The sequence below is a fragment of the Bacillus sp. DE0042 genome, assembly GCF_007680225.1.
GTDB lineage: Bacteria > Bacillota > Bacilli > Bacillales > Bacillaceae_G > Bacillus_A > Bacillus_A wiedmannii.
Window position 1 is genome coordinate 584493 of the sequence record NZ_VEJP01000001.1, and the last position, 20481, is coordinate 604973.

Annotated in this window: 20 protein-coding genes; 3 read left to right on the plus strand and 17 right to left on the minus strand. The window is 34.2% G+C overall.

Going from position 1 to position 20481, the window contains the following annotated elements; all coding sequences use genetic code 11:
* Nucleotides 1-63: 63 nt before the first annotated feature.
* From FS802_RS02710 to gntK, 7 genes are all read right to left on the minus strand, one after another.
* Nucleotides 64-1293, minus strand: a complete 1230-nt coding sequence (locus tag FS802_RS02710; protein ID WP_098654693.1) for an MFS transporter — start codon at nucleotides 1291-1293, stop codon at nucleotides 64-66.
* Nucleotide 1294: 1 nt separating this feature from the next.
* Nucleotides 1295-1831 carry an NADPH-dependent FMN reductase gene (locus FS802_RS02715; protein WP_098654692.1) on the minus strand — a complete coding sequence of 179 codons (537 nt, stop codon included), beginning with the start codon at nucleotides 1829-1831 and terminating at the stop codon, nucleotides 1295-1297.
* A 148-nt stretch (nucleotides 1832-1979) separates the two neighbouring features.
* Nucleotides 1980-3134: a CgeB family protein gene (locus tag FS802_RS02720; protein ID WP_064477343.1), complete on the minus strand. Its 1155-nt coding sequence runs from the start codon at nucleotides 3132-3134 to the stop codon at nucleotides 1980-1982.
* A gap of 34 nt (nucleotides 3135-3168) precedes the next feature.
* The gene (locus FS802_RS02725; RefSeq protein ID WP_000526208.1) at nucleotides 3169-4389 is read right to left on the minus strand and encodes a tetratricopeptide repeat-containing glycosyltransferase; all 1221 of its coding nucleotides are present in this window, start codon (nucleotides 4387-4389) and stop codon (nucleotides 3169-3171) included.
* A gap of 272 nt (nucleotides 4390-4661) precedes the next feature.
* A complete protein-coding gene (gene gnd / locus FS802_RS02730; RefSeq protein WP_000765990.1) occupies nucleotides 4662-5558 on the minus strand; it encodes a phosphogluconate dehydrogenase (NAD(+)-dependent, decarboxylating) in 897 nt (298 codons plus the stop codon).
* A gap of 18 nt (nucleotides 5559-5576) precedes the next feature.
* Nucleotides 5577-6926, minus strand: coding sequence for a GntP family permease (locus FS802_RS02735; RefSeq protein ID WP_141499288.1), 1350 nt, complete (start codon nucleotides 6924-6926; stop codon nucleotides 5577-5579).
* A gap of 14 nt (nucleotides 6927-6940) precedes the next feature.
* A complete protein-coding gene (gene gntK / locus FS802_RS02740) occupies nucleotides 6941-8479 on the minus strand; it encodes a gluconokinase (protein WP_098654691.1) in 1539 nt (512 codons plus the stop codon).
* Between the two features lie 513 nt (nucleotides 8480-8992).
* Here gntK and FS802_RS02745 point away from each other — a divergent pair.
* Nucleotides 8993-9895 (plus strand): ABC transporter permease subunit, encoded by a 903-nt coding sequence (locus FS802_RS02745; RefSeq protein ID WP_000902494.1) that lies wholly within the window; start codon nucleotides 8993-8995, stop codon nucleotides 9893-9895.
* On the plus strand, nucleotides 9892-10911 hold the full coding sequence (locus FS802_RS02750) for an ABC transporter permease (RefSeq protein ID WP_000836586.1): 1020 nt from the start codon (nucleotides 9892-9894) through the stop codon (nucleotides 10909-10911). Before FS802_RS02745 ends, FS802_RS02750 begins: the two co-directional genes overlap by 4 nt.
* Nucleotides 10912-11041: 130 nt before the next feature.
* Here FS802_RS02750 and adhP read toward each other — a convergent pair whose 3' ends face one another.
* From adhP to FS802_RS02775, 5 genes are all read right to left on the minus strand, one after another.
* Nucleotides 11042-12079, minus strand: coding sequence for an alcohol dehydrogenase AdhP (gene adhP, locus FS802_RS02755; RefSeq protein WP_000649116.1), 1038 nt, complete (start codon nucleotides 12077-12079; stop codon nucleotides 11042-11044).
* Nucleotides 12080-12467: 388 nt separating this feature from the next.
* Nucleotides 12468-13322, minus strand: a complete 855-nt coding sequence (locus FS802_RS02760) for a MurR/RpiR family transcriptional regulator (protein ID WP_001119634.1) — start codon at nucleotides 13320-13322, stop codon at nucleotides 12468-12470.
* A gap of 192 nt (nucleotides 13323-13514) precedes the next feature.
* Nucleotides 13515-14162, minus strand: a complete 648-nt coding sequence (locus tag FS802_RS02765) for a response regulator (RefSeq protein WP_098096036.1) — start codon at nucleotides 14160-14162, stop codon at nucleotides 13515-13517.
* Nucleotides 14163-14176: 14 nt separating this feature from the next.
* Nucleotides 14177-15295 (minus strand): GAF domain-containing sensor histidine kinase, encoded by a 1119-nt coding sequence (locus tag FS802_RS02770; protein WP_144524844.1) that lies wholly within the window; start codon nucleotides 15293-15295, stop codon nucleotides 14177-14179.
* A gap of 163 nt (nucleotides 15296-15458) precedes the next feature.
* Nucleotides 15459-16352 carry a mechanosensitive ion channel family protein gene (locus FS802_RS02775; RefSeq protein ID WP_098654690.1) on the minus strand — a complete coding sequence of 298 codons (894 nt, stop codon included), beginning with the start codon at nucleotides 16350-16352 and terminating at the stop codon, nucleotides 15459-15461.
* Between the two features lie 254 nt (nucleotides 16353-16606).
* Here FS802_RS02775 and FS802_RS02780 point away from each other — a divergent pair, with 254 nt between their 5' ends.
* Nucleotides 16607-17056, plus strand: a complete 450-nt coding sequence (locus tag FS802_RS02780; RefSeq protein WP_000540502.1) for an NUDIX hydrolase — start codon at nucleotides 16607-16609, stop codon at nucleotides 17054-17056.
* 35 nt (nucleotides 17057-17091) lie between these two features.
* Here the strand turns inward: FS802_RS02780 and FS802_RS02785 are convergent, their stop codons facing one another.
* The 5 genes from FS802_RS02785 to dat form a co-directional block, all read right to left on the minus strand.
* A complete protein-coding gene (locus tag FS802_RS02785) occupies nucleotides 17092-17640 on the minus strand; it encodes a cysteine hydrolase family protein (protein WP_000816760.1) in 549 nt (182 codons plus the stop codon).
* 114 nt (nucleotides 17641-17754) lie between these two features.
* Complete coding sequence (locus tag FS802_RS02790) at nucleotides 17755-17949, minus strand: hypothetical protein (RefSeq protein ID WP_078183176.1); 195 nt, start codon at nucleotides 17947-17949, stop codon at nucleotides 17755-17757.
* Between the two features lie 85 nt (nucleotides 17950-18034).
* Nucleotides 18035-18523, minus strand: a complete 489-nt coding sequence (locus FS802_RS02795) for a putative periplasmic lipoprotein (RefSeq protein ID WP_000713502.1) — start codon at nucleotides 18521-18523, stop codon at nucleotides 18035-18037.
* 259 nt (nucleotides 18524-18782) lie between these two features.
* On the minus strand, nucleotides 18783-19430 hold the full coding sequence (locus FS802_RS02800; protein WP_001105302.1) for a nitroreductase family protein: 648 nt from the start codon (nucleotides 19428-19430) through the stop codon (nucleotides 18783-18785).
* Nucleotides 19431-19528: 98 nt separating this feature from the next.
* Complete coding sequence (gene dat, locus FS802_RS02805) at nucleotides 19529-20404, minus strand: D-amino-acid transaminase (protein WP_000648370.1); 876 nt, start codon at nucleotides 20402-20404, stop codon at nucleotides 19529-19531.
* Nucleotides 20405-20481 lie beyond the last annotated feature (77 nt).

Here is a 20481-nt window from a genome sequence, read left to right on the forward strand (position 1 = left end):
AAATAAGTTAACACTCCCTTTCTTTTTATTATATAGAAAAAGAAAGGGAGGCAGAAGTATTTTTTAAACGAGTGATTTATTCGGAACATCCGCTCCGAGTTTACGTTGTGATATCACATAATAAAGAGCGATTCCTAATGATAGGATCAATATACAGCTTAATAGGTAAAAAGGGAGCATTACCCCAGTTTTAGATACCCCAGCTGTAAATAGCATTAATAATACAATTCGTATTCCTGTACCAATTAATCGAAATAAGCTGTCTACACGTCCCATTACTTCGTTTGGAATTTCCTCCATCATCAATACATTTCTTGCCACTCTTGTACCTGCATTGCCAATTGCATGAAAAATTGCAAGTCCATATAACAACATTACGGAAGGTTCAATAATCATTGCGGTAATTGAAATTACATAAATGAGCATCGTCATGACGATTGAAACTTCTATCTTTATATATTTCATCATAATTGGAATACCTATTCCCGCAAGAACCGCTCCGACGCCGTACATCATACCTTCTATTGCGTATACTGAGGCACTGGCTTTTAATAGATCTGAAATATATACCGGGATTAAATAATTTGCCATCATGACACCGATAAACGGCATATAAGTCGCCAGTAAAAACCAAAAGAACTTCGGACGCTTTTGCATAAAGTGAATCCCTTCGAACAATTGCTTCTTAAATGTTACTTTCCTTTTTACTTCCTTTTTCTTTACGTACGGTATACATAAGAAAAGGAAAAATGCTCCTGCAAAGGTTAACATATCTACTAACAAAATCCATTTTAAAGAAATGATTTCAATAAGGAAGCTAGCAGCCGCTCCTGAAATAACTTGAGTTAACTGTCCTTTTATTTCCATTGTTCCACTTAAATTTTTATAATGTTCTGCTTGAAATATCTCTTGGTTAAACGCAAATATTGTAGGATAAAATAATAAATAGTAAAATGACCCTGCTATATATATAAGAATATAGTGAATAGAATGATAAGGTTGCCCAGTAAATCCCCATATAGCCATCATCCCTATAACAACTATCCCAATACCTTCATTACATAATAATAAAGATTTTCTTGAAAAACGATCAATACTCTGCCCGATAAACGGTGTTAATAAAAACATAATAAGAGTTGCGATGATGGAGACATAACCAAACGTTGTCTCTCCTCCACTCTCTTTAATTAACAACCATGGAATCGTTATCATAACAATACCGGAACCAATAGCTGATAGACTATTGGCCCCTAGAATGAAATACAAGCGTGAATCTTTATACAGAGATGGCATATCACTCAACTCCTAGTTGTTTTTTCACCTCTTTATATACGCTCATATATGCTTTTAATTCTTTAACTAAATCATGAATTAATGGTTTTGCATCTTCTCCCAGTTCACCGTCTTGTACATGAAGTCCATCAAGCACAACTTGTTTTGGGATTGCATTTGCGTACACCCCTCTAGCAACAATCCGCATATTGTTTAATGCGTTAATGCCACCTTTACCGCCTCCAGCAACTGCAAGTAATGCGACAGGTTTATGAACAAATTCACTACTGCTTAAGTAATCTAACGAATTTTTCAACGCTCCACTCATTGCATTATGATATTCAGGTGTACATAGTACTACACCGTCTGCAGTTTTCACTAATGCCTTTAATTTTTTTACCGCTTCTAATTCACGTTGTGATTCTTCCCCGTTATATAAAGGCAGTTCCTCTACTGATAAATCGTATAACTCCCCTTCAAATTGATCAACAATATATTTTGCCACCACACGAGTTCTACCGAATTTTCTTGGCGTACCGTTAATAACGACTAGTTTCATAATTATTTCTCTCCTTTGTTTTTCAATTATACTTATATATATTATCAGAAATTTCTATACAAAACACAATATAAAGAAGGAACTAGCTTGATAAAATAGTATGATAGACGAAAAAAAGAACTCATACGAAAGTATGAGTTCTTCACAATTACTTTTCCTCCTCTTTATGACACAGTATGCCTATGTTTCCTTTCGCTTCAAAATGGTTATACGCTTTTTCTGCTAATTTAATACGCTCTTCTGGTAAAGCTACATATTTCATAATATTTTCTATTATTTTTTCGTATGGAGTAAACACAATTCCTGGCCACTCTATCTCGTCCTCTGGATTACTATTTTCCGAAATAATAAATTTCTTATTTGCCACCGCATAAGAAACTCGAGGTGTTTCAAGAATTCCTGATAAGTAAAAATGAATATTTAATATAATTTTAGACCTAGCGATCAACTCATTTCTAACAATTCCCCACGCATTATTTTTAAAAACAATATTTAAATTTGGGGCAACTGCTTTTAATTGATCTAAAATAGCTTGCCGCCTCGGATTAAGAGCACCTATAAACAGTATATCGATGTCTTCAGTCACCTCATCTTCAAATGCATCTTTTTTTATTTCCAAAGTTGGGGCGTAGTTCATTCCTATATGTCTTATTTCTTTTCCTACACCTTTTTGTTTTAACCATGCTATATTTTGTTTACTATAATCCCAAATTTCCTTATCTTTTAATAACATTAAATAAAGTGGGTGCGCATAAGGGCTTCCTTCATATAGCTGTTCTAAATTATAAATAATTGCATTTTTCGGAAGTAGATTCGGGTTATGCGCATATGTATGCGCTCCAAAGACAATTGTATTTTTCACATTTTCTAGTATTGTTTCTGAAATAATTGCTGTATTTCCCTCCTGCTCTAATCGCCATTTCAAAGCTCGCGCGACATCTATGAAACTACCATATGTCTTTGGGCATATAAAAAGACAATAATCATATTCTTTATTTAAATAAGCTTCCATTAGCCTTAAATTATTTTTATACAAATCCACATCCGGATATTTAAGTAAAAGCTCATTTGCATGTTTTTTTGCTACTTTATATAATCCAGCATAATAAGCAGCAATGCACCTTCTTAATTCAATTCTTTGCCGATGCTCATCTGCTACGTCCATATCTAAAAGAAGATTTGCAATACAATACGCTTTTAAATGATCACGATCATAATAATAATCTAGTAGTGGCATCAATTCTTCATACGTATTTCCATGCACAGATTCCCCTAGTTCTAGCGCCCATCGTATTAATTCCATTATTACTCCACTACTCCTTTAACCAAAATTGTATTTAATAAAATTTCGCATTACTTTCTACCATATTTGCTATATGCAACGGTAACTCTTCTTTTTTCGATTCCAAAAATTTTTGTGACACTGCGCCTAAATGTTTTTTATGCGGTATATAAAAAGCACTTATAGAAATCTCATAGTCAAATAAGTAATCATACACATGATAATCTACAAATAGAAGATCATTATTCGGAAAAGGAACTTCCTTCCCTTGCAACGCATACATCAAAGCAATATTATTTTGAGATTTTAATCGATACATTCTTGCAAGTTGGTATAATGGCTCAGCCCTAGTTGGTCGATATTCCCACGCTTTTTGAAAATAAAGAATTGCTAATGCTGTATATTGTTCTTCTTGCTTCTTCATAGTTTCTTTTTCATCCGCTTCTGTTACTTCATGTTGCTGATTTGCCGAACGGTTTGCTAATTGTTCATAACAAAATCCTATTCGCAATAACGAATAGAAAACTTCTTCAACCCATCCCCCTGCTTCCACTCTTTTTTTGTACCATTTAATCGAATCTTCAAATTGACTTAAATGAAAATAAGTTTGGGCTAAATAAAATAAATATCTTATATGCAAATCAGGCGTTGTTTCTGGATCATTAATCCCTTCTAACAACAATCTCTCATCTCTCTCAAATTTATCAGCTTTACTCCCACCATCCCCAGGGTCGTTAACGACAAGCGTCTCTAACCTTGCTACTCTCGTATTGTAATTCGCACCAACTTTGGAACGATCTATATCCCAATACTCATGAGTAACACCGACAGATTTCCATGGTAAAGAAGCTTTCAAAAGGCGTGTAAGCCAATACTTAATATGAATATCATATTGCAATGTAAGATAATGGTCTTCCGTTAAACTAGTCTTATCAAACTCAGGATCAACTTCTAATATCATATCTGCATCTAATATTAACAAATAATCTGCTTCTGGATATGTTTTTTGTGCCAATGAAACAGCTAAACTTCTGTTATAACCAAAGTTTTTAAATGGTTCATGATGAACTGTTCCTGGGATTTCATTTTCTTTACACCAACTTTCAATAATTTCAGGTGTATGATCAGTTGATCCCGTATCACAAATAGAAACAAAGTCTACAATTGATTTTGTAGCATTTAAACATCTTTCCATAATTCTAGACTCGTTCTTAACAATCATACAAAGACATAACTTTTTTTCTTCCCCTGCATTCTTCACTTGCTCATTTCCCATTTAACCACCCCATATTTTATTAACACGCTCTTTTCATATGTAACACCACTTCATAGCTACACTGATGACATAATCATCCTTTTACTATTTATGAAAATTTCATTTTATTTATTCTTATTTTTATGTTGGGACATCTTTCATGCTTCCTTTTATATTTGATACAATCAGTACAAATAGACAATGATTGAATGGTATTTTTAAATTAGAGATTTCTTACACTATAAAAAAAGAAACTTGCGCCTATGCACAAGTTTCTTTTCAAAAATCATTTCCTATTTTTTCACAACTTCATGTCCACCGAACTGATTACGAAGAGCTGAAACTACTTTTCCGTGGAATGTATCATCTTCTTGAGAACGGTAGCGCATAAATAATGACATCGCGATTACCGGTGCTGCCGCTTGAAGTTCAAGTGCCGTTTCCACAGTCCATTTCCCTTCTCCTGAAGAATTCATCACACCTTTAATACCATCTAGTTTTGGATCATCTGCAAACGCCTTTTCAGTTAAGTCCATTAACCAACCGCGGATAACCGATCCGTTTGCCCATACTTTTGCAACATCTTCATAATTGAAATCAAAATCACTTTTATCTAACACTTCAAAGCCTTCAGCGATTGCTTGCATCATACCGTATTCAATACCGTTATGAACCATTTTTAAGAAATGACCACTTCCGACGCGGCCTGCATATGAATACCCATTCTCTACTGCTAAATCTTTAAATAAAGGTTCTAATTGATCATATATTTCTTTTTCTCCACCAACCATTAAGCAAGCACCGTATCTAGCTCCTTCTACACCGCCTGATGTACCGATATCTACGTAATGTAAGCCAAAGCTTTCCGCTTCTTCCGCACGGCGTAACGTATCTTTATAGAATGAATTTCCGCCTTCAATAACGATATCGCCTCCTTCTAATAATGGATATACATCTTTTAGTACCGATTCAACAACTTCTCCCGCAGGTACCATTACCCAGATTGTACGAGGAGCTTCTAGTTCAGCAATCATTTCTTTTAATGTATGACGAGCAGTAATCCCTATTGCACCTGCCTTTTCAACAAGCTCTTTATTAACGTCGTATACAACTACTTCATGCTTGTCTTCATATAAATGTTCTGCTAATGGGAATCCCATTTTTCCTAATCCAATTAAACCTAGTTTCATATTAATCAATCTCCCATTCTATACAAATATATTTAATAACGAAATTAGTCCAAGTGCTACAACAGATAATATCGTCTCCATTGCAGTCCATGTTAATAATGTTTCTTTCACAGTCATTCCAAAATACTCTTTAATCATCCAAAATCCAGAATCATTTACATGTGATAAAATTAATGACCCTGCACCTGTTGCAAGTGCTAGCAGTTCAACATTTACACCTGGTGTACTTGCTGCAATCGGCGCAACAATACCAGCTGCTGTCATCATAGAAACCGTTGCCGATCCAGTTGCAATTCGGATAAGTGCCGCAATTCCCCAGCCTAATAATATCGGTGAAATATGAGATTCTTTCGCCATTTCTGCGATTGTCGTTCCAATTCCAGAATCTAATAATACTTTATTAAATGCGCCGCCTGCACCAATAACTAACAGTATGTTCGCAATAGGCCCAAGGCAATCGTTTGTAAATTGTAATACTTTATCCTTTGAGAAACCTTTTGCATAACCAAGACTAAAGAAAGAGTATATCGTTGCAATTAATAACGCGACGATTGGATCTCCAATAAAGTGCAATACTTGTGCAAGTTGACTTGTTTTGTTTAGTGCTACTTCCGCAATTGATGCACCTAGCATTAGAAATACTGGAAGTAAAATTGTAAACAATGTATTTCCGAAACTAGGAAGCTCCTTCTTCTTATCTCTTTCAATAAATTGCTCCGCTATATCTAATGGTACTTCTTTATGTATACGAGCACCAATCCATTTCCCGTAAAGCGGACCTGAAATGATTGCAGTTGGAAGTCCGACAATTAAAGCATATAAAATTGTCTTCCCTACATCCGCTTTAAAAATACCTACTGCTGCCATCGCTGCTGGATGTGGCGGAACAAGTCCGTGTACAACAGATAAACCTGCTACTAGTGGTATACCAATTGTAATAAGTGATACCCCTGTTTCTAACGCAATTGTAAATACTAATGGAATTAACAGTACAAATCCAACTTGGAAAAACACTGGAATCCCCACTAAAAATGCAACGAACATCATTGCCCAGTGAACACGTTTCTTCCCAAAACGATTAATTAATGTGTTAGCAATTCGTTCAGCACCACCAGATTCGGCCATCATTTTTCCAAGCATCGTTCCTAATGCTAATACTATCGCTAAAAACCCTAACGTATTACCAAGCCCTAGCTTAATAGAATCGATAATCCCTGGATCTTTTGGTGAAGTTCCAATCAATGGCATTCCCATTGCAAGTCCTACACCAATTGCTGTTAAAATTAACGCGACAAACGGATGCCATTTTACTACTGTAATAAGTAAAAGTAGTATGACAACTGCCGCTAGTACGATTCCAACTACCATTTCTCCCAATCCCCCTATTGTTTACGTTGGAAAGCAGCTATACAATCAAATTCTTCTTTCAAGCGATTGTAAAGTCGTTCATACATATAAAACATTTCTAAATATATAGCCGTATTTTCTTTATTCGGTACATGATGATGAACAATATCAATCCAATCCTTTACCTCTTCAAGAGAATCAATTTTTCCTACAGCATATAAAGCAACTGCCGCTGCCCCAAGCGCAGATGCTTCATGACTTTCAGGAACAAGCAATTCTTTTCCCATCATATCGGATAACATTTGTCTCCAAAATGCAGATTTCGCAAAACCTCCTGAAACGCGTATTTCAGTAAGTGGCCCTGTACAATCCCTGATTGCGAGTGCAACAGAATATACGCTCATACAAACACCTTCCATGACTGCACGTATAAAATGTTCTCGTTTATGCTGAAGGTTTATTCCAAAGAATGTACCACGAGCATTTGCATTCCAGTAAGGTGCACGTTCTCCAGATAGAAACGGTAAAAATAGCAATCCACCCGCTCCAGCTGGTACACTTTCCGCATACTTAATTAATAAATCATACGGATCAATGCCAAGCTTCCTTGCAACTTCTTGTTCCGGGCTACCAAATTCATCACGTAACCATCTCAGTAATATTCCGCCGTTATTCGTTGGTCCGCCAATCACCCAGTGCTCGTCTGTTAATGCATAACAAAACGTTCTTCCTTTTTCATCTGTATTAACACTTGATGAAATTGTTCGAACTGCACCACTTGTACCAATTGTAATTGCAGCTGAGCCAGGCGATATTGCCCCAACGCCTACATTCGCAAGAACACCATCACTTGCACCAATAACAACTGGCGTATCTTCACGAATGCCCATCTTTTGTGCTAATTCAGGTTTCATACCCGATAAAATATATGTAGTTGGCACAGGTTTTGATAATTGTTCTGGTGACATATGTAACATCGTTAAAACTTCTTCATCCCAGTTTAATGTTTCTAAATTAAATAACCCAGTAGCAGATGCTATTGAATAATCCACTACGTAACGTGAAAACAATTGATAAATAACATACTCTTTAATGGAAATAAATTTATAAGCGCCCCTATATAATTCTGGCTCTTCCTCTTTCATCCACAATAATTTAGAAAGCGGCGACATCGGATGAATTGGTGTGCCTGTTCGTCTATAAATGTCATGCCCATTCATATGTTGTAATAATTTTTCCGATTGTTTCGTACTTCTATTATCTGCCCAAATGATAGAACGCGTTAATGGTGCACCGTTTTTATCTACTGCAATTAATGCGTGCATTGCTGTACTAATACCGATTGAAGAAATATCCTCTGGTAACACGTTACCCTTTTCGATGGCAACGCTTACAGTTTTATATACAGCAGCACATATTACATCAGGATCTTGCTCAGCCCATCCGACCTTTGGTTGAATAATTGGATAATCAACTGCATGTGATGCAACGACTTTTCCTTTTTCTGTAAACACAACCGTTTTTGTACTTGTGGTACCGATATCAATCCCGATTACTCTCCCCCTTGTTTCCATGCGAATCTTCCCTTCGTTTCTAGCAAAATACGATCTAGTAAACCGTTTACATGAATTAGTATATAAAATATTTTTTCATTAATCAAGTTTTAAAAAGAAAATTTTTTTCACAATAAAAAATATATCCCCCTCATTCCATTTCACTTACATACTAAATTTAGCTTTTACGTGCGGTAAAGTTGCATTATATTCGTTTCGCAACACATTCTTTTTCTTTCATTAACAACACATATATAGTCCTTCCGTACTTTCTACTCATTTGTCTGAAAAATGAGTTGTACAGCAACTACCTCCGCAATGGAAATTTTGTGCACTTTGCTCGTTTTTATTGTATTAAGTTCACTCTTCCTTTTATCTTAATAGTCTTAGAGTGCGGATCCTACTATCACTTTATTAACTTGTAAATATATGTTCCATACTATAAAATCTAATAGTATTTATATTTTTCAGAAAAATAAAACAATATTTTAGACTTTATTGTATAATGTTGTAAAAAGATGTCGGAGGGATTTAATGTTACATAAAATATCTCAATTCACAATTAAGCTTTCATCAATTCTTTTATCACTGTTACTATTATTAAATTTACCTTATTTATTTATCACTCAACAAGGATTCACCTTTCAACCAATTTATTTTTTTAACCAGATCGTTACTATGTTAAAACAGGTTTTCTCACCTGAATCATTGTTGGTTATAGGATCAGACCCAAAGTTTGGTCATTTAAAAACAACACCATTATTTCCAACTGTTTTAGAACCTTACCTATATTCGTTTATTATATTATTCGTAGCCTTTTTGCTTGCGCTCTTTATCTCATCTAGCATGGCATTTTTTTATTTTTTAGCAAAAGATTATATAAAAAAATGGATAAACCGAATTGTGTTCATATTAGAAGCTGTCCCTGATATGATGATGATGATTTGTTTACAAATATTTTTCATATGGTTACTGCGGAAATTCGGGGAATTACCTGTCACCATTATTTCTTTTAATGAAAATCGAGCTTATTTACTCCCTATTTTATCTTTAGCTGTCTTACCTACATTACAAATGTTTCGGATGATGGTGTTATACATAAAAGAAGAACATGGAAAACATTATGTAGAGGTTGCATATGGAAAAGGGTTTTCATCAAGTTATATACTATGCATTCATTTATTCAAAAATATATCTATCCACTTCTTCCACCATTTAAAAACGATTTTTGTTTTCTTACTTTCTAACTTATTCATTTTAGAATTTGTTTTTAATATGCAAGGCATTATTCAATTTTTATTTAAAAAGGCGTTTATTTCACCTCCGGCTGCATTTATTATACTTGTCATGATTATCTTACCGTTTTATGCCATTTTTCAAATAATCTCTTTCATGATGAATAGATGGCAAAAGCAATTGAAAGGAGCAGCTTTATGAAATCTATTTGGAAATCAAAACGCTTTTTAATCGGCTTTACTTATTTATTCATACTTGTTTCAGCTAGTTTTATTTATAGTTGGTTCTTTAAAGATAACATCCCAAAACCTCCTCAGTTACTTTACAATGACAATAACGAATTACTTGGAAAGGCCCCCTTTCCACCATCGTTAATACCGCCTTTTGGATCTGATCGTTTTGGAGAGTCTGTTTTCTTACAAATTATAGAAGGAGCAAAATTCACTATCTTATTAGCTGTGGCAATTAGCTTCTTTCGAATTTTATTCGGAACATGTATAGGAATTCTCTTAAGTTTATATGCTCCAAAATTCAAGAGATTTTTCCAGGCATGCTCAGAAGTGTTTTACTATATTCCTACTTTATTTATCGCATTTATACTCATCACGCCCGTTAATATTGTAATCATATCAAATGCTGATAGATTAGATCCAAATATTTCATTTGCGTTTTATCAAGTACTCGTACTTATTTTCGTCGCTCTGCCTACACTTTCTTTATATATATCCTCAGAGGTTGATGAATTTATGAAACAAGATTATATTTTAAGTTCACAATTACTGGGTGCTAGCCGTTTTCATATTATCAAAAAACACTTACGAGTCTTATTACTTGACCGCTTATTTGTGTTATTTATGGAACATATCGTCCAAACTCTCATACTCGTTATCCATTTAGCGTTGCTTGATATTATAATTGGTGGGATACAAATGCGTGAACTCTATGACGGAGTACTCAAACCTGTTTCTCTATCGAATGATTGGGCAGGCCTTATTGGATTAAATCGTTATGAAATGAATATTTCATGGTGGATTATTTTGTATACTCTCGTTTCATTCTTTATTACGATTCTATTTATTAAGCTTATGACAATCGGGATTCAAGATGCACTGAAAGCAAGAGATTCGCAAGTTGTAGCAATTCAAACCGTTCCAAATCATAAAAAATTTGTTAAAAGTAAAGATTCTTTTTCGTTTGTAGATAAAGTGAATCTTTAATCATTTCTCATTAATCGGCATTGATATAAAAGAAGCTGATCCCTATTGAATACAGGGATCAGCTTCTTTATGCCGTCTAACTTTTTTACATGTCCTTTGCTAGACTCATGCTTTTTATATTTAAAGTGAATTATTTACAATCACAATTATGCTGTTTAAAATCGATTACCATACGTCCTTGAATTCTGCCTTGTTCCATTTCTTCGAATACATTTTGTACTTTATCTAGAGAACAAGTTTGAACAACCGGCACTACTTTTCCTTCTGCACCGAACATGAACGCCTCCTCTAAGTCTTTACGAGTACCAACTAGAGAACCAACTACTTCAATTCCATCTAGTACAAGTCGCGGAATGTTTAAATCCATAGTTTCTACTGGTAAACCTACTGCAACGACTTTACCACAAGCACGTACTGCATCAACTGCTGAATTGAATGCTACTTTAGAAACGGCTGTTACTACAGCAGCATAAGCACCACCAAATTCATCTTGAACAATCTTATCAGCAGGACCTTGAGAAATTGGATTGATAGTCATATCCGCACCAACTTCTTTTGCTAACGCTAATTTATCGTCATTAATATCTACTGCAATTACCTTTGCACCAAATACGTTTTTAGCATATTGGATAGCTAGGTTACCTAATCCACCACAACCATAGATGACGATAGGTTGACCAGGTTTAATGTCTGATACTTTTATTGCTTTATATGTAGTTACGCCCGCACATGTGATTGATGATGCTTGAGCAGGATCTAATCCTTCTGGTACTTTCACAGCATAATCAGCTGTAACAATACATTGTTCTGCCATACCACCATCGACTGAATAACCAGCATTTTTAACTTCACGGCAAAAAGTTTCTCTACCAGTTATGCAATATTCACAACGCCCACAAGATTGGAACATCCATGCAATACTTACACGATCACCTATCTTTAGTGAAGTAACATCATCAGCAATTTTCGTAACAATACCTACACCCTCATGACCAAGAATACGGCCATCTGTGTTTCCAAAATCATGATTTGCAACGTGTAAATCAGTATGACAAACTCCACAATACTCTACATCTACAAGCGCTTCACCTGAGTGTAACGGACGTAATTCTTTTTCAATAACTTCAATGTTTGCTTTACTATTTTTATTAACTACTACTGCTTTCATATATGATCTCCCCTTTAGTGTTTTAGAATTTTAATGAGTACATCTCAAATCTTCTGTCTTCACTGATTTGGCTAATCATTATGCCAAATTTAAATGTTCAATCATCATTACACGTTCATCATAACATGTAATTTTAAAAGCTTATTGTTAAATATTGAACAATATTTGAATTATTAACCAAATGTTTTCTTACTATATTTGAAGGGAAAACTGAGATTTCATCTATGTATCGTTTATTAGAATTCAAGACGCGGAGTAATAAATAAAAATTTTTTTAATATAGGAAATTATTATCATCATATTTTCAAAAAAATTATAACGAGTAAACCTAGATTATATATCATCAAACTATTGACGAATATAAAAAGCCCTTCAACTGAAGGACTTTTTATATTCGTTTCATCGAAATTGTTTCACGTATACTTTGTAAATTTTGCAACGTTTCTTCTTGGCGTTGTAACGATAACCCAACGTATAATGTATCTAACAAACTTAACTGTGCTAATCTTGATGAACTTGCTTCTGTACGGAATTCTGTCTCACGTGTTGAGGTATACAAAGTAATACCAGCAAGTTGACTTAATGCTGATTTCTGATAGCTCGTAATTGCAATAATGTGAGCTCCCCTTGCTTTTGCTACTTCTAACGCTTCTAGTAACCCTTTATTGCTACCAGAATGAGAAATTGCAATTACCACTGCTTCTTTAGTAAGTAAACCCGCACCCATAATTTGAAAATGTGAATCTGTATGAGCAATACAAGAAATACCCGTTCTCATAAATTTATGATATGCATCCATCGCAATAATACCAGAACCACCATTTCCATAAAACTCAATACGACTTGCATCTTGCAATACCTTTACGGCTTGCTCTAGCGCTGTATCATTTAACAAATGCAATGTATCTTGCAGTCCTGTAATATGCGAATGAAAAACTTTTTTAGCAACTGTTACCATACTATCTTCTGCCGATACTTCTTCATGAATATTTTGCATAGGAGTATGTACAATTTCACGAGCTAATGTAATCTTTAAATCTTGAAACCCTTGAAAACCGAGGTGCTTACATAAGCGGAATATCGTAGCTTCAGAACTATTCGTAACTTCAGCTAATTCTGTAATAGATTTATGTACAACATCTTGTGGATGTTTCAATATATGTTCGGCAATACTTCGCAATTTCGGTGATAAACCGTTTAACGAAGCTTGAATTTTTCCAATCCCACTTCTTGTACCTGGCATAGCATATCTTCCCCTTCCATCGTAGTTTTATTGTACCTAATTATAGAAAGAAGAAAAACCTTTATTTAGCACTACTATAAATTGAAACTTTAATCAGTGAGAGTATTGTACATCTACCACTAATTATAAGCCCGCAAATAGCATGATAAATTTTAAATACTCCTATGTATTCTGTCGTAATATGGTACATAATTATTCATACTTATTATTTCCCCCGTGCTTCACCGCATATAATGCAGCTTGCGTACGATCATCTACTTCCAATTTAGCTAAAACATTTGAAACGTGTGTTTTCACAGTCTGTTCTGTAATATGAAGCTCTGCTGCAATTTCTTTATTACTTCGCCCTTTCGCAATTTCACGAAGTACTTCTTGCTCTCTTTTCGTTAACATGGAAAAAGGGTTCTCTTTTTCTTTCTTGACTGCTGATTGTCCGAATAGTGCTGGTGTTACTTTCGGATGAAAATTCGCATTTCCTTCATGTACTGCAATGATAGAAGCAACAAGTTGCTCTGGTTGTACTTCTTTTAATTGATAACCATCTGCTCCAGCTTCCAGTGCTGGTAAAACATAATCTTGCTCTGAAAAACTGCTTAATATAAGTATCTTTATTGTTTCATCATATTGTTTTATCCGTTTTGTTGCTTCTATACCATCCATCTTCGGCATTGATAGATCCATTAATACTACATCTGGTCTTTCCGTTTGAATGAATATTAATGCCTCTTCACCATTTTCTGCTTCCCCAACTATTTCAAATTCTTCTCTCGTTTTTAAAAAGAATACAAGTCCTCTTCGAACGATATGATGATCTTCAACTAGTAGTAATTTAATCTTCAATCTTCTTCTCCCCTTTAAACCGGCAATTGAATTTCAATTTTCGTACCCTTTTTCAGCTCAGTTTTTATTTGAAATGATCCCCTCATTAACTGAATACGTTCCTTCATACTTTTTAAACCGAGCGCTGACTCTCTTACGTGATCTTGTATAAATCCTATTCCGTTATCCTCTATGTAAAAATACAACTGGTTATTTTCTATTTTTAAAAGAACATATACCTTTTCACATGAAGCATGTTTTTTACAATTATGTATTGCTTCTTGACTAATACGCCATAAAACTTCTTCTATTTCATCTCCAATTGAAACCATACCATCAATTCGAACTTCCACGTGGATCCCTAACAACTTTCCGTAATTTTTAATTGCTTCTGCTAAACCTTTCTCTAATCCTTCCGGTCTTAATTGCCAAATTAAAAGTGTCATTTCTTGTAATGCTTCCTGTGATAATTCTCCAATATAGCTCAACATCTCTTGCAAGTCTCTATCTTGCGTCATATTTAAAGTACCTTTTGCTGTTAGCATAATAGAAAATAACAATTGTTTTACTGAATCATGTAAATCACGTGCAAGTCGATTTCTTTCAGCTACCACTACGTATTTACGTTCTTTCTCTACTAACTGAATACGTTGTATTGTCGTTCCTATTTGAAATGTAATTGATTCTAGTAATGCTAATTCTTCCTCTGAAAAATGTGTTTTTTGAGGTGAAGCCACATTTAATAGACCAAACTTCTCCGATCCAGACCTAAGGGGAATTGTCGCATGATGCGTAACATCTTCGGTCTCTCCCCAATTACATTCAATCGCATCCTCTATCCGCTTACATTCAATAATATTTGTTGCTTTTTCTAATCTCCCATTCACAAAACGCTCTACACACCAGCAATCTCCTTCACACATCGGCTTCTTCTCTTTCCATGTAAGAGCCGGTGGTAAGTTTTCATCTACAAGCATACGGTGCTTTCCACTTTCATCGATAAAGAATATCCACCCTGTTTGTAAATTCATAACTTGTAACAATGTATGTAACACTTTTTCTAACATGTCCTGTAAGTCTGTTGCTTCATTTAATAATTCAGCAATTGCTTTTAATGCTTCTAAACGATGCATCTCTTTTTCTTCAAAGTTCATTTTCATCACCAACTACCATTATAACATTAAGAAATTTCTAAATTCTACAAATAAAGAAAGAACCGAATTCCTTCAGTTCTTTCTTTAAATTAATCATTTTATTATTGTGTTTCTATCCAATATTAAAAACAGAATTTTGTTAATAAACTGTTCTTGTTCTTCTTTAGCTGTCCGATAAAGATTGTCCACCATGGTTATGCTGTAAACTTTCAGTAGTAACGACCATATTTGCTGCTGGCATTTGCACTTGATTCTTATGGAACATAGACATTAATTCAAACCTTACTTGTCTAGAAGTTTCAAAATAATCTTCTGGCTTTATTAAACCTGTAATACAAAATTCATATCCAACATATTTAAGATTCGGGTTTAAATCTGTGACACCAACATATTTAAACGGCTCAACAGCTTCATTCTCTACTTTATAAAGACTCGAAGCCAATCTTTCATTACAATTAACACAAACTTCTTCTAACAATTCCTTAACTCTTGTAGGATCTTCCTGATAACTTACCGTAATCCGTTCAATTACGCGCATCCATCCTTTATTAAAATTTTGTATCGTCCTAATCTCTCCGTGTGGTATCGTAAGAAGTTTTCCTGACCATTCACGAATTTGCATAAAACGAATACTAATTTCCTCAATTGTTCCTGAATTTGTTCCGTTAAAAGTAACAAAATCGCCAACACGAAACTCTTTGTCCGCTAATCTCGCAAAGCCTAATATAACATCTTTTAACATCTGTTGTGCAGCAAAACCAATAACAACTCCCGCTATCCCTGCACCTGCAATGATACTTTTTATATCTACAAATTGGCTAATTAAATATATGATTAGACTGATGATAATGATATATCTAAAAATAGATCGAATCACACTTTGAATCGTTTGCTCTACCTCTTCATCAAAAAAGCTTGATTTCCTAAAAAACCAATCAATAATGCGGTTAATTACAAAAGAGATAATGATTAGTACTAAAGCAAATAGTAAAAATCTTAAAAGTAAAAACTCTCTTACATAATTAAAAAATTCTTCAGTATACGTTAATAAACTCATCCATCCACACCCTTAACTAATGAAAATTTCATGAAAAACTAATTTATTGTCATACTTTTTGATTTCCTTAAAACTTGTTACACTTTCTTCTATAAATATACCCTTTTTTATTATCTAAAGGGAGATAACAATAGAATTTTTTATAAATGACTTTATGTTAAGACCTCAATACTTACCTAAACAAAAAGGGGAATATTAACACAACGCCGAATTGTTCATTTGAAAATATTTTGACTCGCGGAGGTTAACTAACAATGGGCTATATCGAAGAACTAAGAGAAGTTATTGGATCAAGACCACTCAATCTAGCTGGCGTTGCTGTAGCTGTTTTCAATGAACAAGGACGAATATTACTACAACAAAGGCGAAATGGTGTTTGGGGTGTTCCCGGTGGATTTGTTGAACTTGGTGAATCAACAGAAGAAGCCGGAAGACGTGAAGTTCTTGAAGAAACAGGGATTGAAATAGGAACTTTACAGTTAATACATGTATTTTCCGGAAAAGAATTTTTTGTGAAATTACCGAACGGAGATGAATTTTACCCTATAACAATCGCATACCTTTGCAAAAATATTACAAGTGGTACGTTAAAAGCTGATGGGTTTGAATCATTGCATGTACAATTTTTTAATTTAAATGGATTACCAGAAAAAATTAGTCCATTCATAAAAAAACTAATCGAGCAAAACGTCGTCACAATTTAAACGAAAAAAGAGACCTTTTTAAAGGCCTCTTTTTTTCACTTCACTTCTGCATGTAAGCATGACTTAAAATGTCCAAGTGCAAATTCATGTCCTTGCGCATTAAAAGATGCAACTGCCTTTTCATAAACTACAATTTTAAATCCTTTATTATAAGCGTCTACTGCTGTGTGAAGAACACAAATATCAGTACAAACACCTACAAGATGAACTTCTTCTATTCCTCTTTCTCTTAACTTCATCTCTAAGTTTGTTCCTGCAAATGCACTATATCGTGTTTTATCCATATAATATACATTCTCTGCATTTTTATATGTTTCGTACACATCTTGTAATTCACCAAACAAATCACTTCCATTTGTACCAGCTATATTATGAGGCGGGAATAACTTTGATTCTGGATGATATACATCGTTTTCTTCGTGTTTATCGATCGCAAAGACAACATAATCTCCATTTTCAATATATTGCTTCGTTATATGGACAATTTCCTTCTCAATTTCTTGTCCTGGTTTCCCGCAGGTTAAAGCACCTTTTTCAGCTACAAAATCATATGTATAATCAATATTAATAAGCGCTCGTTTCATAACTACTATCTCCCCTTCTTCTGTTTCACAGTAAACAATAGAAAATTTGTTATTACGACATCGTATGTACTATTCGACATTTCAAATGAAATACCTACATTTTTCATGTAAAACTTACCTTAATCTGAGTTTATCATATGATAGATAAACAATGGTAAAACAAATAGCTCCTATTAACAAATCATGAATTTGTTCATTGAGCGTAATTTGAATTACTTCTTGTATCATAAACCAAATTAATGACATCGTTATACGAATAAAGACGATACGAATACACCGATTCACATCTTCAGCCTCTTTCTCTGTCATAGTAGAAACAAGTGATTTACTATGACATCCTCTAGTATAAATAAAAAAGTACACTACTTTTTGAGTAATGTACTTTTTATTCTTCTTAAGACGCAGGTTTTGTTTCAAATGTTGCTTGATTAAAACTAATAACCTTTCCTTTCGGGTCATTGTTTTCATACTGAACTGCAGTAACCGTATGATTACCTGTCTCAAGCGCCTTTTCTTTTAATTGTACTGTTGTCTGTGTTGTACTAGTGACTTGATGTTTATCTGCATATACTTGATCTACAAATATAAATGTTTCTTTATCGTTTTGAAAATTAGAAAGCTCTAATTCAACTTGCTGAATTAAAGTATCCTTTTTGATGAACACAGCCGGTATATTTCCATTTTCAGAGGTGCCATCTGGAGTAATAACTTTCACTTTTCCTTCTCCGACTGGCACCGCTCCTTCAGGAAATACAACTATATTCTCATTACTTGCGTTTACAACTTTTTCTTCCTGCTTTGATTGTGTGCCCTCTTTTTCCTGTGGAGTACCGCAACCAACTAGTAACAATACAGACAATCCAGTGATTATGAATTTTTTCAAAATTCATCCCCCCTGTCATTTCATTATAATTTATTATACAAAAATAACTTTTAAATTTTAAAACTAATTTTAAAACTTTCATGAACAAATAGAATCTTGCCCACGATTAATGTATCATATTTTCCTTAATAGAACATTAATTTTTTTTATGAAATAAATAGTAATTCCCTCTTATCTATCATTTTAGCCCAACAAATTAATTACATACCTGCCCAAAATAAAAAGACATTGTTCATTCAATGTCTTTTTATTTTAGGCTTTAAAAAACAAATGTTGTAATCTCATCTACTTCTTTTCTTGGAAGTTTCTTCGGCTTATCTTTCGGAAAACCGAGTGAAATAACCATATTTATTTGTTTTTCAGGCTCAACTTGTAAATATTGTCGTAGTTCATCTTGAGCTAACAATACCGGTCCTGTCATCGGGCAAGTACCAAGCCCCTTTGCATGTGCAGCCAGCATTAAATTTTGTGCCGCTAAACAGCTACTCTTAATTCCTTCTTCTTCCCAAACTGAATCTGGAACAAAAGCAATTGGATCAAATATCTTTTCACGAAACTTTGATTCATATGGTGTTGCCAAACATACGATTAATACTGGCGCCTCCGAGAAAGCTGTTGCATATGGTCCGAAAGAACGTGTAAGTAATTTCCCTGCTTTCTCTTCTCCGTTTTCTGCCGCTTTTGCCGCAAGTTTATGTAATGCATCCCATGTCATTTGTTCAATTTCTTTAATTTTCTCTCGGTTCATAATGACCAAGAACTCCCAAGTTTGTGAGTTTGTATCACTCGGTGCATAACGAGCACAATCAATAATTTCTTTTATATCACTAGTGGATACTTCTTGTTCTGTGAACTTCCTAACACTTCGTCTACCGTGAATTACTTCTTTAAAATCTTCATAATTCATACATTAAATCCCCTTTTTACAGCGTTTTCAAATCTTGTCCTATGCTTGAATTATATCATGAAAAAAAGCTGGAGGAATACCAGCTTTTTTCTTCAATATTAGTTCGTAACTTTAAACAAACGAATACTTTCTTCATATGCAACTTGGAGTTTCTTTGTAATTGGTCCTCTTTCGCCGGTTCCAAACTGTTCATCACCTATTTGAACGACTGGGAATATTTCAAGTGGTGTCGCTGTAAAGAAGCACTCCTCAGCCTCATATACTTCTTGTAGTGAAAATTCTCGTTCTTCTACTTCAATATGTAACTCTTCCGCTAATGTAATAACGAAGTGACGTGTAATGCCGTGTAGAATGAAATTGTCAGCCCGATGTGTAATCAATTTATTATTCTTCACCATAAAGAAATTTGAATGACACCCTTCAGTTACAATTCCATCTCGTACTAATATCGCTTCTTGATAGCCTTGTTCATTTATTTTATTTTTAATCATAATATTAGGTAGCAGATTTAAAGATTTTATATGACAGAACTTCCACCGTATATCCTCTTCTACAGTAACTTTTATTCCTCGTTCCATAGCAGCAATTGGTCTTGGAAACGAAACAATATTTGCAAAATATGTTGGTTGCATATTTGACTCATATACATGATTACGTGCTTGAGCACCTCTTGATATTTGCAAATATACATTCCCATCTTCTTGAAATTGATTTTTTTCAATCATTTGATGCAACTCTTCCACTAACTCCTCCTTAGTAAAAGGTGGAATTAGTTTTATTTTTTCCATAGAATTAAAGAATCGTTCCAAATGTAGATCTAATAAATGTGGCTTCCCATCATATAGTCTGAATACCTCGTATATACCATCACCAAATTGAAAGCCTCTCTCCTCTAATGGAATCATCGGCTGTTCTTCCTTCGTATTTACAATTCTTCCGTTAAACAAAATCCAATCTTTATGAGTAGCTTTCATTCATTCCCACTCCTTTATTCCATAATTGGTTTAATTGTACAACTTATCCACACTCAAAAGAAGGAATTTTCTGTATT

Bases quoted from the DNA above. Each gene is read 5' to 3' on its own strand.
- FS802_RS02780 (WP_000540502.1), top strand. From the start codon at position 16,607: ATGGGCTATATCGAAGAACTAAGAGAAGTTATTGGATCAAGACCACTC.
- FS802_RS02720 (WP_064477343.1), bottom strand. From the start codon at position 3,134: ATGGAATTAATACGATGGGCGCTAGAACTAGGGGAATCTGTGCATGGA.
- FS802_RS02750 (WP_000836586.1), top strand. From the start codon at position 9,892: ATGAAATCTATTTGGAAATCAAAACGCTTTTTAATCGGCTTTACTTAT.
- gnd (WP_000765990.1), bottom strand. From the start codon at position 5,558: ATGAAACTAGGTTTAATTGGATTAGGAAAAATGGGATTCCCATTAGCA.
- FS802_RS02770 (WP_144524844.1), bottom strand. From the start codon at position 15,295: ATGAACTTTGAAGAAAAAGAGATGCATCGTTTAGAAGCATTAAAAGCA.
- FS802_RS02715 (WP_098654692.1), bottom strand. From the start codon at position 1,831: ATGAAACTAGTCGTTATTAACGGTACGCCAAGAAAATTCGGTAGAACT.
- FS802_RS02735 (WP_141499288.1), bottom strand. From the start codon at position 6,926: ATGGTAGTTGGAATCGTACTAGCGGCAGTTGTCATACTACTTTTACTT.
- FS802_RS02790 (WP_078183176.1), bottom strand. From the start codon at position 17,949: ATGACAGAGAAAGAGGCTGAAGATGTGAATCGGTGTATTCGTATCGTC.
- FS802_RS02725 (WP_000526208.1), bottom strand. From the start codon at position 4,389: ATGGGAAATGAGCAAGTGAAGAATGCAGGGGAAGAAAAAAAGTTATGT.
- FS802_RS02745 (WP_000902494.1), top strand. From the start codon at position 8,993: ATGTTACATAAAATATCTCAATTCACAATTAAGCTTTCATCAATTCTT.
- FS802_RS02760 (WP_001119634.1), bottom strand. From the start codon at position 13,322: ATGCCAGGTACAAGAAGTGGGATTGGAAAAATTCAAGCTTCGTTAAAC.
- FS802_RS02775 (WP_098654690.1), bottom strand. From the start codon at position 16,352: ATGAGTTTATTAACGTATACTGAAGAATTTTTTAATTATGTAAGAGAG.
- adhP (WP_000649116.1), bottom strand. From the start codon at position 12,079: ATGAAAGCAGTAGTAGTTAATAAAAATAGTAAAGCAAACATTGAAGTT.
- gntK (WP_098654691.1), bottom strand. From the start codon at position 8,479: ATGGAAACAAGGGGGAGAGTAATCGGGATTGATATCGGTACCACAAGT.
- FS802_RS02800 (WP_001105302.1), bottom strand. From the start codon at position 19,430: ATGAATTATGAAGATTTTAAAGAAGTAATTCACGGTAGACGAAGTGTT.
- FS802_RS02710 (WP_098654693.1), bottom strand. From the start codon at position 1,293: ATGCCATCTCTGTATAAAGATTCACGCTTGTATTTCATTCTAGGGGCC.
- FS802_RS02785 (WP_000816760.1), bottom strand. From the start codon at position 17,640: ATGAAACGAGCGCTTATTAATATTGATTATACATATGATTTTGTAGCT.
- dat (WP_000648370.1), bottom strand. From the start codon at position 20,404: ATGAAAGCTACTCATAAAGATTGGATTTTGTTTAACGGAAGAATTGTA.